This window comes from Enterobacter cloacae complex sp. 397G4, assembly GCF_050031515.1.
Classification (GTDB): Bacteria; Pseudomonadota; Gammaproteobacteria; order Enterobacterales; family Enterobacteriaceae; genus Enterobacter; species Enterobacter hormaechei_C.
In genome coordinates, this window is the sequence record NZ_JBLGWE010000001.1 from 1 (window position 1) to 15,725 (window position 15,725).

The 15,725-nt window shown below is 56.9% G+C and carries 14 protein-coding genes; 12 read left to right on the forward strand and 2 right to left on the reverse strand.

The window, feature by feature from the left end; genetic code table 11:
* From dnaA to gyrB, 4 genes are all read left to right on the forward strand, one after another.
* Positions 1-1,395: chromosomal replication initiator protein DnaA (gene dnaA / locus ACQG1Y_RS00005; RefSeq protein WP_228332823.1), on the forward strand; the 1,395-nt coding region annotated here is incomplete at its 5' end.
* 4 nt (positions 1,396-1,399) lie between these two features.
* A complete protein-coding gene (dnaN, locus tag ACQG1Y_RS00010; protein WP_003861122.1) occupies positions 1,400-2,500 on the forward strand; it encodes a DNA polymerase III subunit beta in 1,101 nt (366 codons plus the stop codon).
* Positions 2,500-3,573 carry a DNA replication/repair protein RecF gene (gene recF / locus ACQG1Y_RS00015; RefSeq protein ID WP_000060091.1) on the forward strand — a complete coding sequence of 358 codons (1,074 nt, stop codon included), beginning with the start codon at positions 2,500-2,502 and terminating at the stop codon, positions 3,571-3,573. Before dnaN ends, recF begins: the two co-directional genes overlap by 1 nt.
* 28 nt (positions 3,574-3,601) lie before the next feature.
* Positions 3,602-6,013 (forward strand): DNA topoisomerase (ATP-hydrolyzing) subunit B, encoded by a 2,412-nt coding sequence (gene gyrB / locus ACQG1Y_RS00020; RefSeq protein ID WP_006808766.1) that lies wholly within the window; start codon positions 3,602-3,604, stop codon positions 6,011-6,013.
* Between the two features lie 29 nt (positions 6,014-6,042).
* On the opposite strand, the gene ACQG1Y_RS00025 is transcribed toward gyrB, so the two are convergent.
* Positions 6,043-6,978 carry a LysR family transcriptional regulator gene (locus ACQG1Y_RS00025; protein WP_058688761.1) on the reverse strand — a complete coding sequence of 312 codons (936 nt, stop codon included), beginning with the start codon at positions 6,976-6,978 and terminating at the stop codon, positions 6,043-6,045.
* 114 nt (positions 6,979-7,092) lie between these two features.
* Between ACQG1Y_RS00025 and ACQG1Y_RS00030 the strand changes: the two genes are divergently transcribed.
* The 8 genes from ACQG1Y_RS00030 to ACQG1Y_RS00065 all read left to right on the forward strand — a co-directional run bounded on the left by ACQG1Y_RS00030 (position 7,093) and on the right by ACQG1Y_RS00065 (position 15,318).
* Positions 7,093-8,118: an NAD(P)-dependent alcohol dehydrogenase gene (locus tag ACQG1Y_RS00030; RefSeq protein WP_368740447.1), complete on the forward strand. Its 1,026-nt coding sequence runs from the start codon at positions 7,093-7,095 to the stop codon at positions 8,116-8,118.
* Between the two features lie 114 nt (positions 8,119-8,232).
* Positions 8,233-9,045 carry a sugar-phosphatase gene (yidA, locus tag ACQG1Y_RS00035; RefSeq protein WP_058688759.1) on the forward strand — a complete coding sequence of 271 codons (813 nt, stop codon included), beginning with the start codon at positions 8,233-8,235 and terminating at the stop codon, positions 9,043-9,045.
* Positions 9,046-9,271: 226 nt separating this feature from the next.
* Positions 9,272-9,961 carry a D-galactonate utilization transcriptional regulator DgoR gene (dgoR, locus tag ACQG1Y_RS00040; protein WP_003861109.1) on the forward strand — a complete coding sequence of 230 codons (690 nt, stop codon included), beginning with the start codon at positions 9,272-9,274 and terminating at the stop codon, positions 9,959-9,961.
* On the forward strand, positions 9,958-10,836 hold the full coding sequence (locus tag ACQG1Y_RS00045; protein ID WP_058688758.1) for a 2-dehydro-3-deoxygalactonokinase: 879 nt from the start codon (positions 9,958-9,960) through the stop codon (positions 10,834-10,836). The genes dgoR and ACQG1Y_RS00045 overlap by 4 nt, the downstream gene beginning before the upstream one ends.
* Positions 10,820-11,437: a 2-dehydro-3-deoxy-6-phosphogalactonate aldolase gene (locus ACQG1Y_RS00050; RefSeq protein WP_023295663.1), complete on the forward strand. Its 618-nt coding sequence runs from the start codon at positions 10,820-10,822 to the stop codon at positions 11,435-11,437. Before ACQG1Y_RS00045 ends, ACQG1Y_RS00050 begins: the two co-directional genes overlap by 17 nt.
* The gene (gene dgoD / locus ACQG1Y_RS00055) at positions 11,434-12,582 is read left to right on the forward strand and encodes a galactonate dehydratase (protein WP_017694024.1); all 1,149 of its coding nucleotides are present in this window, start codon (positions 11,434-11,436) and stop codon (positions 12,580-12,582) included. The genes ACQG1Y_RS00050 and dgoD overlap by 4 nt, the downstream gene beginning before the upstream one ends.
* Before the next feature lie 117 nt (positions 12,583-12,699).
* On the forward strand, positions 12,700-14,037 hold the full coding sequence (locus tag ACQG1Y_RS00060; protein ID WP_015570129.1) for an MFS transporter: 1,338 nt from the start codon (positions 12,700-12,702) through the stop codon (positions 14,035-14,037).
* A gap of 51 nt (positions 14,038-14,088) precedes the next feature.
* Positions 14,089-15,318, forward strand: coding sequence for a DUF3748 domain-containing protein (locus ACQG1Y_RS00065; RefSeq protein ID WP_368740448.1), 1,230 nt, complete (start codon positions 14,089-14,091; stop codon positions 15,316-15,318).
* Here ACQG1Y_RS00065 and ACQG1Y_RS00070 read toward each other — a convergent pair.
* Complete coding sequence (locus ACQG1Y_RS00070; protein ID WP_063138687.1) at positions 15,315-15,647, reverse strand: YceK/YidQ family lipoprotein; 333 nt, start codon at positions 15,645-15,647, stop codon at positions 15,315-15,317. The genes ACQG1Y_RS00065 and ACQG1Y_RS00070 overlap by 4 nt on opposite strands.
* Between the last annotated feature and the right edge of the window lie 78 nt (positions 15,648-15,725).

Below are 15,725 nucleotides of genomic sequence, written 5' to 3' on the forward strand. Positions count from 1 at the left end.
GTGTCACTTTCGCTTTGGCAGCAGTGTCTTGCCCGATTGCAGGATGAGTTACCAGCCACAGAATTCAGTATGTGGATCCGCCCGTTGCAGGCGGAACTGAGCGATAACACGCTGGCTTTGTATGCGCCAAACCGTTTCGTGCTCGATTGGGTAAGGGATAAATACCTTAATAACATCAATGGACTGCTGAACGATTTCTGCGGGTCAGATGCCCCACAGCTGCGTTTTGAAGTGGGCACAAAGCCGGTCACCCAAACCGTTCGTGAAGTTGTCAATGTGGCAGCCCCTGCACAGGCGGCGCCCGCTCCAGCGCCTCGCGTTGCACCGGTTCGTCAGGGCTGGGATAACGTTCCGGCCCCCGCTGAGCCTACCTACCGCTCTAACGTTAACGTGAAACACACGTTCGATAACTTCGTTGAAGGTAAGTCGAACCAGCTGGCACGTGCGGCGGCTCGTCAGGTTGCCGATAACCCCGGTGGCGCTTACAACCCGCTGTTCCTGTATGGCGGCACGGGTCTCGGTAAAACGCACCTGCTGCATGCGGTGGGCAACGGCATTATGGCGCGTAAGCCCAATGCCAAAGTGGTGTATATGCACTCCGAACGCTTCGTTCAGGACATGGTAAAAGCCCTGCAAAACAATGCGATCGAAGAGTTTAAACGCTACTACCGTTCCGTTGATGCGCTGCTGATCGATGACATTCAGTTCTTTGCCAATAAAGAACGATCGCAGGAAGAGTTTTTCCATACCTTTAACGCCCTGCTGGAAGGCAATCAGCAGATCATTCTGACCTCGGATCGTTATCCAAAAGAGATCAACGGCGTTGAAGATCGTCTCAAATCCCGCTTCGGCTGGGGCCTGACCGTGGCGATCGAGCCGCCGGAGCTGGAAACCCGCGTCGCGATCCTGATGAAAAAAGCCGACGAGAACGACATTCGCCTGCCGGGTGAAGTGGCGTTCTTCATTGCCAAGCGCCTGCGTTCCAACGTGCGTGAGCTGGAAGGGGCGCTGAACCGCGTTATCGCCAACGCCAACTTCACCGGTCGGGCGATCACCATCGATTTTGTGCGTGAAGCGCTGCGCGATTTATTGGCTTTGCAGGAAAAACTGGTCACTATCGACAATATTCAGAAGACGGTGGCTGAGTACTACAAGATCAAAGTGGCAGATTTACTGTCTAAACGTCGTTCCCGCTCGGTGGCGCGTCCGCGTCAGATGGCGATGGCGCTGGCAAAAGAGCTAACCAACCACAGCCTGCCGGAAATCGGTGATGCGTTTGGTGGCCGTGACCATACGACCGTGCTGCACGCCTGTCGCAAGATCGAGCAGTTACGCGAAGAAAGCCACGACATAAAAGAAGATTTTTCCAATTTAATCAGAACATTATCATCGTGACGCTATGAAATTTACCGTTGAACGTGAACATTTATTAAAACCGCTGCAACAGGTGAGTGGCCCATTAGGCGGCCGCCCTACGCTGCCTATTCTTGGAAACCTGCTGCTTCAGGTCGCGGACGGTACGCTGTCGCTGACCGGCACAGATCTGGAAATGGAAATGATCGCGCGCGTTACGCTGACTCAGCCGCACGACGCGGGCGCGACCACGGTTCCGGCACGTAAATTCTTTGATATTTGCCGTGGGCTGCCGGAAGGCGCTGAAATCGCCGTGCAGCTGGAGGGCGACCGCATGCTGGTGCGCTCTGGCCGCAGCCGTTTCTCCCTCTCCACGCTGCCCGCTGCGGACTTCCCGAACCTGGATGACTGGCAGAGCGAAGTTGAATTTACCCTGCCGCAGGCGACGATGAAGCGTCTGATTGAAGCCACGCAGTTCTCCATGGCGCATCAGGACGTTCGTTACTACTTAAACGGCATGCTGTTCGAAACCGAAGGTGAAGAGCTGCGTACCGTGGCGACCGACGGTCACCGTCTGGCGGTTTGTTCCATGCCGATTGGCGATTCACTGCCAAACCATTCGGTGATCGTACCGCGTAAAGGCGTAATTGAACTGATGCGTATGCTCGACGGCGGCGACACGCCGCTGCGCGTGCAGATCGGCAGCAACAATATTCGTGCCCACGTGGGCGATTTTGTCTTCACATCGAAGCTGGTAGACGGTCGTTTCCCGGATTATCGCCGCGTATTGCCGAAGAACCCGGATAAAACGCTGGAGGCGGGTTGCGACATCCTCAAGCAGGCGTTCGCGCGTGCCGCTATTCTCTCCAACGAGAAATTCCGCGGCGTACGTCTGTACGTGAGTGAAAACCAGATCAAAATCACCGCCAACAACCCGGAGCAGGAAGAGGCAGAAGAGATTCTGGACGTCACCTACGCCGGGGCTGAGATGGAAATCGGCTTCAACGTCAGCTATGTGCTGGATGTGCTGAATGCACTGAAATGCGAGAACGTTCGCATCCTGCTGACTGACTCCGTTTCGAGCGTACAGATTGAAGATGCCGCATCGCAGTCGGCTGCTTATGTTGTCATGCCAATGAGACTGTAATGTCGCTCACCCGTCTGTTGATCCGCGACTTTCGCAATATCGAAAGCGCGGATCTCGCTTTATCCCCTGGCTTTAACTTCCTGGTTGGCGCGAACGGCAGCGGCAAAACCAGCGTGCTGGAAGCCATCTATACGCTCGGCCACGGCCGGGCGTTTCGCAGTTTGCAGATTGGTCGCGTGATTCGCCACGAGCAGGAATCTTTTGTTCTGCACGGGCGTTTGCAGGGCGCAGAGCGGGAAACCGCCATCGGCCTGACCAAAGACAAGCAGGGCGACAGCAAGGTGCGCATCGACGGCACCGATGGCCACAAAGTGGCGGAGCTGGCGCTGCTGATGCCGATGCAGCTGATTACGCCCGAGGGGTTTACTTTACTCAACGGCGGCCCCAAATACAGAAGAGCGTTCCTCGACTGGGGATGCTTTCACAATGAAGCCGGTTTCTTTAACGCCTGGAGCAACCTGAAGCGTCTGCTTAAACAGCGTAACGCCGCATTGCGCCAGGTCACGCGCTACGCTCAGCTGCGTCCGTGGGACATGGAACTCATCCCTCTTGCGGAACAAATCAGCCGCTGGCGTGCCGAATACAGCGCAGGTATCGCCGAAGACATGGCCGACACCTGCAAACAGTTTTTACCCGAGTTCTCTCTCACCTTCTCTTTCCAGCGTGGCTGGGAAAAAGAGACGGATTATGCCGAGGTGTTAGAGAGAAGCTTCGAGCGCGATCGCATGTTGACCTACACCGCGCACGGCCCGCACAAGGCGGATTTCCGCATTCGTGCCGACGGTGCGCCGGTGGAAGACACGCTGTCGCGCGGGCAGCTGAAGCTCCTGATGTGCGCGCTGCGCCTGGCGCAGGGGGAGTTCCTCACTCGAGAGAGCGGGCGACGCTGCCTGTACCTGATAGATGATTTTGCCTCGGAACTTGACGACGCGCGGCGCGGGCTGCTTGCCAGCCGCTTAAAAGCCACGCAGTCGCAGGTTTTCGTCAGCGCCATTAGCGCTGAACACGTTATAGACATGTCGGACGAAAATTCGAAGATGTTTACCGTGGAAAAGGGTAAAATAACGGATTAACCCAAGTTGAAATGAGCGAGAAACGTTGATGTCGAATTCTTATGACTCCTCCAGTATCAAAGTCCTGAAAGGGCTGGATGCGGTGCGTAAGCGCCCGGGTATGTATATCGGCGACACGGATGACGGCACCGGTCTGCACCACATGGTATTCGAGGTGGTAGATAACGCTATCGACGAAGCGCTCGCGGGTCACTGTAAAGACATCGTGGTCACGATCCATGCGGACAACTCCGTGTCCGTTACCGATGACGGTCGTGGTATCCCAACCGGTATTCACCCGGAAGAGGGCGTATCTGCTGCGGAAGTCATCATGACCGTTCTGCACGCAGGCGGTAAGTTCGATGATAACTCCTATAAAGTTTCCGGCGGTCTGCACGGCGTAGGCGTATCCGTAGTAAATGCCCTGTCGCAAAAGCTGGAGCTGGTTATCCAGCGCGAAGGCAAAATTCACCGTCAGATCTATCAGCACGGCGTGCCTGACGCTCCGCTGGCCGTCACGGGTGATACCGATAAAACCGGTACCATGGTGCGTTTCTGGCCGAGCCTCGAAACCTTCACCAACGTCACCGAATTCGAGTACGACATTCTGGCGAAACGCCTGCGTGAACTGTCGTTCCTGAACTCCGGCGTGTCGATTCGTCTGCGCGACAAACGCGACAACAAAGAAGACCACTTCCATTACGAAGGTGGTATCAAGGCGTTCGTTGAGTATCTGAACAAGAACAAAACGCCAATTCACCCGAATATCTTCTACTTCTCTACTGAAAAAGACGGTATCGGCGTGGAAGTGGCCTTGCAGTGGAACGACGGTTTCCAGGAAAACATCTACTGCTTCACCAACAACATTCCACAACGCGATGGCGGTACGCACCTGGCGGGCTTCCGCGCGGCGATGACCCGAACCCTGAACGCCTACATGGACAAAGAAGGCTACAGCAAAAAAGCGAAAGTCAGCGCCACCGGTGACGATGCACGTGAAGGCCTGATTGCCGTGGTCTCCGTGAAGGTGCCGGATCCGAAGTTCTCCTCACAGACCAAAGACAAGCTGGTCTCTTCTGAGGTGAAATCGGCGGTTGAACAGCAGATGAACGAACTGCTGAGCGAATACCTGCTGGAAAACCCGTCCGACGCGAAAATCGTGGTGGGTAAAATTATCGATGCGGCGCGTGCCCGTGAAGCGGCGCGTAAAGCGCGTGAAATGACCCGTCGTAAAGGCGCGCTGGACCTGGCAGGCCTGCCGGGCAAACTGGCTGACTGTCAGGAACGCGACCCGGCGCTGTCTGAACTGTACCTTGTGGAAGGGGACTCCGCGGGCGGTTCTGCGAAGCAGGGCCGTAACCGCAAGAACCAGGCGATTCTGCCGCTGAAGGGTAAAATCCTTAACGTTGAGAAAGCGCGCTTCGACAAGATGCTCTCTTCTCAGGAAGTGGCGACGCTCATCACCGCGCTCGGCTGCGGCATTGGTCGCGACGAGTACAACCCGGACAAACTGCGCTATCACAGCATCATCATCATGACCGATGCGGACGTCGACGGCTCGCACATTCGTACGCTGCTGTTGACCTTCTTCTATCGTCAGATGCCGGAAATCGTTGAGCGCGGCCACGTCTACATTGCCCAGCCGCCACTGTACAAAGTGAAGAAAGGCAAGCAGGAACAGTACATTAAAGATGACGACGCGATGGATCAGTACCAAATCGCGATCGCCCTTGATGGTGCGACCCTGCACGCAAATTCCAGCGCGCCAGCGCTGGCCGGTGAGCCGCTGGAGCGTCTGGTCTCCGAGTTCAACGCCACGCAGAAAATGATTGGCCGTATGGAGCGTCGCTATCCGAAAGCGCTGCTGAAAGAGCTGATTTACCAGCCGACCCTGACCGAAGCCGATCTGAGCAACGAGCAGACCGTCACCCGCTGGGTGAACACCCTGGTGAGCGAGCTGAACGAGAAAGAGCAGCATGGCAGCCAGTGGAAGTTCGACGTCCAGCAGAACGCTGAGCAGCAGTTCGAGCCGATCGTCCGCGTGCGTACCCACGGCGTCGATACCGACTACCCGCTGGAGCACGAATTTGTGACCGGTCCGGAATACCGCCGTATCTGCACCCTCGGCGAGAAGCTGCGCGGTCTGATCGAAGACGATGCGTTTATCGAACGTGGCGAACGTCGTCAGCCGGTAGCCAGCTTCGAACAGGCGCTGGAGTGGCTGGTAAAAGAGTCCCGTCGTGGTCTCTCTATTCAGCGTTATAAAGGCCTGGGCGAAATGAACCCGGATCAGCTGTGGGAAACCACCATGGATCCGGAAAGCCGTCGCATGTTGCGCGTCACCGTTAAAGACGCAATCGCAGCGGATCAGCTGTTCACGACCCTGATGGGCGATGCGGTTGAACCACGTCGCGCCTTCATCGAAGAGAACGCCCTGAAGGCGGCGAATATCGATATCTAATATCGTGACACTGCGATAAAAGCCGCGCTTTAGCGCGGCTTTTTTATGGGCGCAGGAAGCTCCAGCGACATCACTGCCGGTAAACGTTTGACCAGCATATCTATGGCAATTCTTACCCTTAGCGGCAGGTGTGGCGTCTGCTGCCAGACGGCATGAACGTCGAAGCGTACATCCGGGGCCTGCTTTAAGAGCGGGACAAGATCTCCCTGCTGAATTTCTTTAATGACCATCCAGCAGGGTAGCCACGCAAGGCCGTGGCCGGCCAGCGCCGCGTCGCAGATCGCCTGTAAATCATCCATATTGAGCGATGAGCGGGGAATAAACGTGCGCGACGTGCCATCGTAATCCATCAGCTGCCAGGGTAGGACTCTGCCCGCACGCGTGTAGTTAATGGCCGTATGCTGGCGTAAATCATCAACGGTTTGCGGCTGGCCATTCTTAAACAGATAATCCGGCGCGGCGCACAGCACCATGCGGTGTTCTCCAAGCTTTCTGGCGACCAGCACGCTGCTGTCAGCCAGAGCGCCATTGCGCACCGCCATATCAAACCCTTCTTCCACGAGATCCACGACGCGGTCGCTGAAGGACATTTCAAGCTCAAGCCCGGGATGCTCCTGCGCCAGCTCTATTAGCAGCGGGGCGATACACTGGCGACCAAACAGCACCGGCACGGCAACACGCAGCCGACCGTTGACCTGATGTTTTCCGGTTTCAAGCTGCGATTCAGCGCCACGGATCTCCTCCAGCGCGCGCAGGCAGCGTTCATAAAAAAGCGCGCCGTTATCGGTCAGCCTCTGACTGCGGGTGGTCCGATGAAACAGACGAACCCCCAGCCTCTCTTCAAGACGAGCAATGCTTTTTCCTACCGCCGAGCGCGACAAATGCAGACGGACGGCGGCCTGGGCAAAACTTCCTGCCTCAACGGAGGCAACGAAAACGGGAATATCTTTCAGCGTATCGGTCATGGACGGATTGTGTCAATTTGGTCATCAATGAAGGGAAAACTTATCGCCACTGGCGACGCTGAGTCAACGGTAGACTGTCAGAACTGAAAATCATCTGATGACAGGAGAAAAAAAATGACTGAAACAATGCAACGCTGGTCAATGGATGCCCTTGGTCGTGAAAGCCTCAGGCTCGTTCAGGAGCCTGTTCCACAGCCAGGCCCGGGGGAGGTTCGCGTAAGGGTGAATGCCGTTGCGCTTAACTATCGCGATAAAATGGTTGTTGAAGGCACGATGCCGATTCCGCTTTCCTTCCCGTTTACCCCAGCATCTGACATGGCAGGCGTGGTGGACAGCATCGGCGAAGGCGTTACGCGTTTTAAGCCCGGCGCACGCGTCATCTCAACCTTCTTCCCGGAATGGATCGACGGCAAGCCGCAGGCAGACGCGCGCAATTTGCCCTATAAAACGTCCGGCGGATACTTCCAGGGCATGCTGGCCGAGTATGTGATTGTGAAGGAAGACGCGCTGGTGGCCTCCCCGGAAAGCCTGGATGACGCTGAGGCCAGCACGCTTCCTTGCGCGGGGCTTACCGCATGGTTCGCGCTGGTGGAGCGCGGTCATTTACGCGCCGGGCAATCGGTGCTGGTACAGGGCACGGGGGGCGTGGCGCTCTTTGCTTTGCAAATCGCAAAAGCGCACGGCGCAGAGGTGTTTGTCACTTCGGGAAGCAATGAAAAACTGGCGCAGGCCAAAAAACTGGGGGCCAGCCAGGGCATCAACCGACTGAAAGGCGACTGGGCTGAGAATACGCTGGCACTGACGCAGGATCGCGGCATCGACCATATTATCGAAACGGTGGGTGGGGAAAACCTGAGACATTCCCTGCGCGCCGTTGCCGTTCATGGGCGGATATCGGTCATTGGCGTGCTGGCCGGGACAGAAATTTCTCTGCCTGCAAGCGAGCTGTTGCTGAAATCTCCCGTCATTCAGGGGATTGGGGTTGGACACCGCCGGGCGCTGGAAGATTTCGTCCGCGCCGTGGACGTGACCGGACTGAAACCTGTGATCGAACATCGCTACCGTTTTAACCAGCTCGAACAGGCGTTTGAACACCTCGATCGCGGGGCATTTGGCAAAATCGTCCTCACGCGCGAGTGAGTCAGCGCTCCCCGGGATTTGCGTAAAAGGGGTTTTCTGCTGCGCAATGTAGCTCTATTTTTGTGGGCTTAATCGCGTTAGCATGAGGCAGCACTCATTTATCCCGGGGATCTCATGGCTATCAAACTCATTGCAATCGATATGGACGGCACGCTGCTGCTGCCAGACCACACTATCTCTCCTGCCGTTAAAAACGCGATCGCCGCCGCACGCGAAAAAGGTGTGAACGTGGTCCTGACCACCGGTCGTCCGTATGCGGGCGTGCACAGCTACCTGAAAGAGCTGCACATGAATCAGCCGGGCGACTACTGCATCACCTACAACGGTGCGCTGGTGCAGAAAGCGGCAGATGGCAGCACGGTTGCGCAAACCGCGCTGAACTACGATGACTACCGTTTCCTCGAAAAACTGTCCCGCGACGTCGGCTCCCACTTCCACGCGCTCGATCGCAATACGCTTTACACCGCCAACCGCGATATCAGCTACTACACGGTGCACGAGTCCTACGTTGCAACCATTCCACTGGTGTTCTGCGAAGCGGAGAAAATGGACCCGGCGACGCAGTTTCTGAAAGTGATGATGATTGATGAACCTGCGGTTCTCGACAAAGCCATCTCACGCATTCCGGCTGAGGTAAAAGAGAAATACACCGTGCTGAAAAGTGCGCCTTACTTCCTCGAAATCCTTGATAAACGCGTCAATAAAGGCACGGGCGTCAAATCGCTTGCCGATGCGCTGGGCATCAAGCCTGAGGAGATCATGGCGCTGGGCGACCAGGAAAACGATATTGCGATGATCGAATATGCGGGCATGGGCGTGGCGATGGATAACGCGATCCCGTCGGTAAAAGAAGTGGCGAACTTCGTGACCAAATCTAACCTGGAAGACGGCGTTGCCTGGGCGATCGAGAAATTCGTTCTGTCGTAACAAGTGTTTTGAAAGATTAGCCCCGGTTATTAACCGGGGCTTTTTTTGGCCCTGAATTTATCGAATTGTTCTTTTTGTGATCTGGATTGTAGTACAACATTAAATGATTGTACTACATTATCACCACGGCAAAGGCGAAAGGCCTCACGTTTGTACTGCAAAAGTGAGGCGAAATTCAGCGGTCGCGGTAAAGTAGTGATGGACTTACAGAGCACAAGGACTCTCCATGACACTCAATAAAACCGATCGCATTGTCATCACGCTGGGCACTCAGATTGTGGGTGGCAAATACGTTCCCGGTTCGCCGCTGCCAGCAGAGGCGGAACTGTGCGAGGAGTTTGAAACCTCGCGCAACATCATCCGGGAAGTGTTCCGCTCGCTGATGGCGAAGCGGCTGATTGAAATGAAGCGCTATCGCGGCGCGTTTGTGGCGCCGCGTAACCAGTGGAACTACCTCGATACAGACGTTCTGCAATGGGTGCTGGAAAACGACTACGACCCACGGCTCATCGGCGCGATGAGCGAAGTCCGAAATCTGGTGGAACCGGCCATCGCCCGCTGGGCGGCAGAGCGCGCAACGTCAGGTGACCTGGCACAGATTGAGTCGGCTTTAAACGACATGATCGCCAATAACCAGAATCGGGAGGCGTTCAACGAAGCGGACATTCGCTACCACGAAGCGGTATTGCAGTCGGTGCATAACCCGGTTTTACAGCAGCTTAGCGTGGCGATCAGCTCGCTACAGCGAGCAGTATTTGAACGTACCTGGATGGGCGATGAGGCCAACATGCCGAAAACGCTCCAGGAACATAAAGCGCTGTTCGATGCGATACGGCATCAGGACGGCGATGCGGCAGAGCAGGCGGCGCTGACCATGATCGCCAGCTCGACACGAAGGCTGAAGGAAATCACATGACATCACGCTACATCGCAATTGACTGGGGATCGACCAATCTGCGCGCCTGGCTCTATCAGGGTGAGCAGTGCCTGGAAAGCAGGCAATCAGAAGCAGGTGTGACGCGCCTGAACGGTAAATCCCCCGCAGCGGTGTTAGCAGAGGTGACACAAAACTGGCGCGACGGTACTACGCCAGTGGTGATGGCCGGAATGGTCGGCAGTAACGTAGGCTGGAAGGTCGCGCCTTACCTGTCAGTTCCGGTGCATTTCACCGCCGTTGGCGAGCAGTTAACGTCCGTTGGCGACAATATCTGGATTATTCCCGGTTTATGCGTCTCTCGCGACGATAATCATAATGTGATGCGCGGCGAAGAGACGCAGCTGCTCGGGGCGCGCACCCTTTCTCCTTCTTCTGTCTACGTCATGCCCGGGACGCACTGCAAATGGGTCCAGGCGGATGCTGAGCAAATTCATGATTTCCGCACCGTGATGACCGGCGAACTGCACCACTTACTGCTTAAGCATTCGCTGGTGGGGGCCGGTTTGCCGGAGCAGATCCCTTCGCCGGAAGCGTTTGCCGCCGGGCTTGAGCGCGGGATCGCATCCCCTGCCGTTTTGCCGCAACTTTTTGAGGTTCGCGCCTCGCACGTGCTGGGAAATCTTCCGCGCGAACAGGTCAGCGAATTTCTGTCCGGCCTGCTGATTGGCGCAGAAGTCGCCACTCTGAGCGACGCGTTCGCCGGGCAGCAGGCCATCACGCTCGTCGCGGGTTCATCGCTGACGTCTCGTTACCGCCAGGCGTTCCACGCTATCGGACGGGATGTTGCTGCGGTGGAAGGCGACACGGCATTTCAGGCAGGCATAAGGAGCATCGCTCATGCAGTGGCAAACTGAACTTCCCCTGATCGCGATTTTGCGCGGTATCACGCCCGGTGAGGCCTTAGCGCACGTTGGCGCGGTGATCGACGCCGGGTTCGACGCAGTGGAAATCCCGCTCAACTCCCCGGAGTGGGAAAAAAGCATTCCGGCAATCGTGAAGGCGTTTGGTGATAAGGCGCTGATTGGCGCTGGCACCGTATTACAGCCGGAGCAGGTGGATGAACTGGCGAAGATGGGCTGCAAGCTTATCGTCACACCGAATATCAACCCCGAGGTGATCCGCCGGGCGGTGGATTACGGCATGACCGTCTGCCCGGGTTGCGCCACGGCCACAGAAGCCTTTGCCGCCCTCGATGCAGGCGCACAGTCTCTCAAAATTTTCCCGTCGTCGGCCTTTGGTCCGGATTACATCAAAGCGCTGAAAGCGGTCTTACCCGCCAGCGTGCCGGTCTTTGCCGTGGGCGGCGTCACGCCGGAAAACCTGGGCCAGTGGATGAGCGCGGGCTGTGTGGGCGCGGGGCTGGGCAGCGATCTCTATCGTGCCGGTCAGCCCGTTGAGCGTACCGCACAGCAGGCGGCAGCATTTGTGAAAGCGTATCGAGAGGCAGTGCAATGAAAATAACCAAACTCACCACGTACCGTTTACCCCCGCGTTGGATGTTCCTGAAAATCGAAACCGACGAAGGCGTGGTTGGCTGGGGCGAGCCGGTGATTGAAGGCCGTGCGCGCACCGTTGAAGCCGCGGTGCACGAGCTGGGCGAATACCTGATTGGCCAGGATCCGGCGCGCATCAACGACCTGTGGCAGGTGATGTACCGCGCGGGCTTCTACCGCGGGGGGCCGATTCTGATGAGCGCCATCGCCGGTATTGATCAGGCGCTGTGGGATATCAAAGGCAAAGTGCTCAATGCCCCGGTCTGGCAATTAATGGGCGGCCTAGTGCGCGACAAAATCAAAGCCTACAGCTGGGTGGGCGGTGACCGCCCTGCGGAAGTGATCGACGGTATCCGGCAACTGCGCAACATCGGTTTTGACACCTTCAAACTCAACGGCTGCGAAGAAATGGGCGTTATCGACAACTCGCGCGCGGTAGACCGGGCGGTGAATACCGTGGCGCAAATCCGTGAAGCCTTCGGCAACGAGATTGAGTTTGGTCTGGATTTCCACGGCCGCGTCAGCGCGCCAATGGCCAAAGTGCTGATTAAAGAGCTGGAGCCGTATCGCCCGCTGTTTATCGAAGAGCCGGTGCTGGCCGAGCAGGCGGAATACTATCCGAAACTGGCTGAACAGACGCACATTCCCATCGCGGCTGGGGAACGCATGTTCTCGCGCTTCGAGTTTAAACGCGTGCTGGAGGCGGGCGGCATTGCGATCCTGCAACCGGACCTCTCCCACGCGGGCGGCATCACCGAATGCTACAAAATTGCCGGAATGGCAGAAGCCTACGATGTGGCGCTGGCGCCGCACTGTCCGCTTGGGCCGATTGCGCTGGCGGCCTGCCTGCACGTCGACTTCGTCTCCCGCAATGCGGTGTTCCAGGAACAAAGCATGGGCATTCACTATAACAAGGGCGCGGAGCTGCTCGACTTTGTGAAAAACAAAGAAGACTTCAGCATGGAAGGTGGTTTCTTTAAACCGTTAACGAAGCCGGGCCTTGGCGTGGAGATCGACGAAGCCAAAGTCATTGAGCTGAGTAAAAGTGCGCCGGACTGGCGTAACCCACTGTGGCGTCTTGAAGACGGTTCCGTAGCCGAGTGGTAAATCGCCGGATGGCGCTACGCTTATCCGGCCTACTCTCTCGTAGGCCCGGCAAGCGAAGCGCCACCGGGCAAAAAAAACGTACATAGAAAAAATATAACCCTCTGTAAATTACAGGGCATGGTGAGCGGCTTCGCTATGCCCAAAATCTGGAGACAGATTGCGATGGATATTCCAGTTACTGCTGCAAAAACCGGGCGTCGTCGTTACCTGACGCTGATCATGATCTTTATTACCGTGGTCATCTGTTATGTCGACCGCGCCAACCTTGCCGTGGCATCGGCTCATATTCAGGAAGAGTTTGGCATCACCAAAGCGGAAATGGGCTACGTCTTCTCGGCGTTTGCCTGGCTATATACGCTCTGTCAGATCCCCGGTGGCTGGTTCCTTGACCGCGTGGGTTCACGTCTGACCTACTTTATCGCTATTTTTGGCTGGTCCGTGGCGACCCTGTTCCAGGGCTTCGCGACCGGGCTGATGTCGCTGATTGGCCTGCGCGCCATCACCGGGGTGTTTGAAGCGCCGGCGTTTCCGACCAACAACCGCATGGTGACCAGCTGGTTCCCGGAACACGAACGCGCTTCCGCTGTTGGTTTTTACACCTCCGGGCAGTTTGTTGGTCTGGCGTTTCTGACGCCGCTGTTAATCTGGATCCAGGAGCTGCTGAGCTGGCACTGGGTGTTTATCGTCACCGGCGGGATCGGCATTATCTGGTCGCTCATCTGGTTTAAGGTTTATCAGCCGCCGCGCCTGACCAAAAGCATCACCAAAGCCGAACTGGACTACATCCGCGACGGCGGTGGCCTGGTGGATGGCGATGCGCCCGTGAAAAAAGAGGCGCGCCAGCCGCTGACCAGAGCGGACTGGAAGCTGGTCTTCCACCGTAAGCTGGTGGGCGTGTATCTGGGACAGTTCGCGGTGACCTCCACGCTGTGGTTCTTCCTCACCTGGTTCCCGAACTATCTGACCCAGGAAAAAGGTATTACCGCGCTGAAGGCAGGCTTTATGACCACCGTACCCTTCCTTGCGGCGTTTTTCGGCGTCCTGCTCTCGGGCTGGCTGGCGGATAAGCTGGTGAAAAAAGGCTTCTCGCTGGGCGTTGCGCGTAAAACGCCGATTATCTGCGGACTGCTGATCTCTACCTGCATCATGGGAGCGAACTACACCAACGATCCTGTGTGGATCATGACCCTGATGGCGGTAGCGTTCTTCGGAAACGGTTTTGCCTCCATCACCTGGTCGCTGGTGTCGTCCCTGGCGCCGATGCGTCTGATCGGCCTGACTGGTGGCGTGTTTAACTTCGTTGGCGGCCTGGGCGGGATCACCGTACCGCTGGTCATCGGTTACCTGGCGCAGGACTACGGCTTTGGTCCGGCTCTGGTGTATATCTCTGCCGTGGCGCTGATCGGGGCGCTCTCCTACATCCTGCTGGTCGGCGACGTTAAACGAGTAGGCTAATCCCTTCGGATGTTTTACCCTGATGCGATAACCGCGCATCAGGGTATTTTCATGAAACAAATCACCTTCGCTTCCCGCAACCACCAGCTCACCAACATCAACACCTGGACGCCAGACAGCCAGTGGCTTGTCTATGATGTCCGCCCGTCCGGCGCGTCGTTTACCGGTGAAACCATTGAGCGGGTCAATGTCAGTACGGGCGAGGTTGAGGTGATCTACCGTGCGACTGACGGCGCGCATGTCGGCGTGGTAACCATTCATCCGGCGCAGGAAAAATATGTTTTTATCCACGGCCCGAAAAACCCGGATGCAGACTGGCAGTATGATTTTCACCATCGTCAGGGGGTGATTGCGCACAATGGTCAGGTGAGCAATCTTGATGCGATGGATATCACCGCGCCTTACACCGCAGGCGCGCTGCGTGGTGGCAGCCACGTCCACGTTTTTAGCCCGAACGGGCAGTTCGTCAGCTTTACCTACAACGACCATGTGCTGCACGCGCGCGATCCGCAGCTGGATTTGCGTAACGTCGGGGTGGCGGCGCCTTTTGGCCCAGTAAACCCACAGGGGAACCATCCGCGGGAATATGCCGGCACCTTCTGGAGCGTACTGGTAAGCCGTACAACGCCGAACCCGAAACCGGGCAGCGATGAGGTAAACCGCGCCTATGAAGAGGGCTGGGTGGGCAACGACAGGCTGGCGTTTATCGGCGATACGGTGTCTGCGAAAGGCGAGAAAGTGCCCGAACTGTTTATTGTCGATCTCCCCAAAGACGAGCAGGGCTGGAAACGGGCGGGCGATGCGCCGTTGCAGGGAACGCCTGATACAATGCCCGCGCCGCCTGCGGGCGTAACGCAACGTCGCTTAACCTTCACCCATCAGAAGGCGTATCCGGGGCTGGTGAACGTACCGCGCCACTGGGTGCGCAGCAATCCGCAGGGGACGCAGATTGCGTTTTTAATGCGGGACGATAACGGCGTTGTGCAGCTGTGGCTTATCTCCCCTGAGGGCGGCGAGCCGCGTCAGCTAACCCACACTGAGCGTGATATTCAGTCGGCCTTTAACTGGCATCCTTCCGGCAACGGGCTGGGATTTGTGCTTGCAGGCCGTATTGCCTGCTGCGATGCGCAGACCGGAGAGGTGACGTTTTTGACGTCCGATCACGGCAATCCGCCGTCTGCTGACGCTGTGGTGTTTTCCCCGGACGGACGATTTATTGCATGGATGGAAGAGAAGGACGGTTTCCGCCAGCTGTGGCTAACGGAAACCGCACAGAATTAGCGTGGAGGCATCTCTGCGGGCGGGATGACGGAATTGGTCGCCAGCTTTTCCTGCTCGCTTTTCTCAACGCGCGAACGCACTGAGCTGTCGGTGCGGAACATATCCCACGGCAGCAGAAGCGTATCGGCAACCGCCGTAAACGGCATATCAATAATCGCCAGAGATTTGGTACCCCAGTTTGTCTCATCATCAGAGATCATTGCGGCACTGGCGCGCGTCCCCGGATATGTTCCTTCTTTACCGCCGGTGTGCGACATCACGCTCGAACACCCGCAAAGTAAAACAACCCCGCTGAACGACGCCAGCTTAATCAGAACATTTCTCATCATCACTCAGTCATCTTTAGTAGCACGGCATTGACCTGCAACTCAGGGTTATAGCGAGGCGCGTCCAAAATGGATAGCTCA

What these genes read in the sequence shown, in the direction of transcription:
- ACQG1Y_RS00025 (WP_058688761.1), bottom strand. Translation starts at nt 6,978, where the DNA reads ATGACCGATACGCTGAAAGATATTCCCGTTTTCGTTGCCTCCGTTGAG.
- ACQG1Y_RS00065 (WP_368740448.1), top strand. Translation starts at nt 14,089, where the DNA reads ATGAAACAAATCACCTTCGCTTCCCGCAACCACCAGCTCACCAACATC.
- dgoD (WP_017694024.1), top strand. Translation starts at nt 11,434, where the DNA reads ATGAAAATAACCAAACTCACCACGTACCGTTTACCCCCGCGTTGGATG.
- ACQG1Y_RS00050 (WP_023295663.1), top strand. Translation starts at nt 10,820, where the DNA reads ATGCAGTGGCAAACTGAACTTCCCCTGATCGCGATTTTGCGCGGTATC.
- dgoR (WP_003861109.1), top strand. Translation starts at nt 9,272, where the DNA reads ATGACACTCAATAAAACCGATCGCATTGTCATCACGCTGGGCACTCAG.
- ACQG1Y_RS00070 (WP_063138687.1), bottom strand. Translation starts at nt 15,647, where the DNA reads ATGATGAGAAATGTTCTGATTAAGCTGGCGTCGTTCAGCGGGGTTGTT.
- ACQG1Y_RS00060 (WP_015570129.1), top strand. Translation starts at nt 12,700, where the DNA reads ATGGTGAGCGGCTTCGCTATGCCCAAAATCTGGAGACAGATTGCGATG.
- gyrB (WP_006808766.1), top strand. Translation starts at nt 3,602, where the DNA reads ATGTCGAATTCTTATGACTCCTCCAGTATCAAAGTCCTGAAAGGGCTG.
- recF (WP_000060091.1), top strand. Translation starts at nt 2,500, where the DNA reads ATGTCGCTCACCCGTCTGTTGATCCGCGACTTTCGCAATATCGAAAGC.
- yidA (WP_058688759.1), top strand. Translation starts at nt 8,233, where the DNA reads ATGGCTATCAAACTCATTGCAATCGATATGGACGGCACGCTGCTGCTG.
- ACQG1Y_RS00045 (WP_058688758.1), top strand. Translation starts at nt 9,958, where the DNA reads ATGACATCACGCTACATCGCAATTGACTGGGGATCGACCAATCTGCGC.
- ACQG1Y_RS00030 (WP_368740447.1), top strand. Translation starts at nt 7,093, where the DNA reads ATGACTGAAACAATGCAACGCTGGTCAATGGATGCCCTTGGTCGTGAA.
- dnaN (WP_003861122.1), top strand. Translation starts at nt 1,400, where the DNA reads ATGAAATTTACCGTTGAACGTGAACATTTATTAAAACCGCTGCAACAG.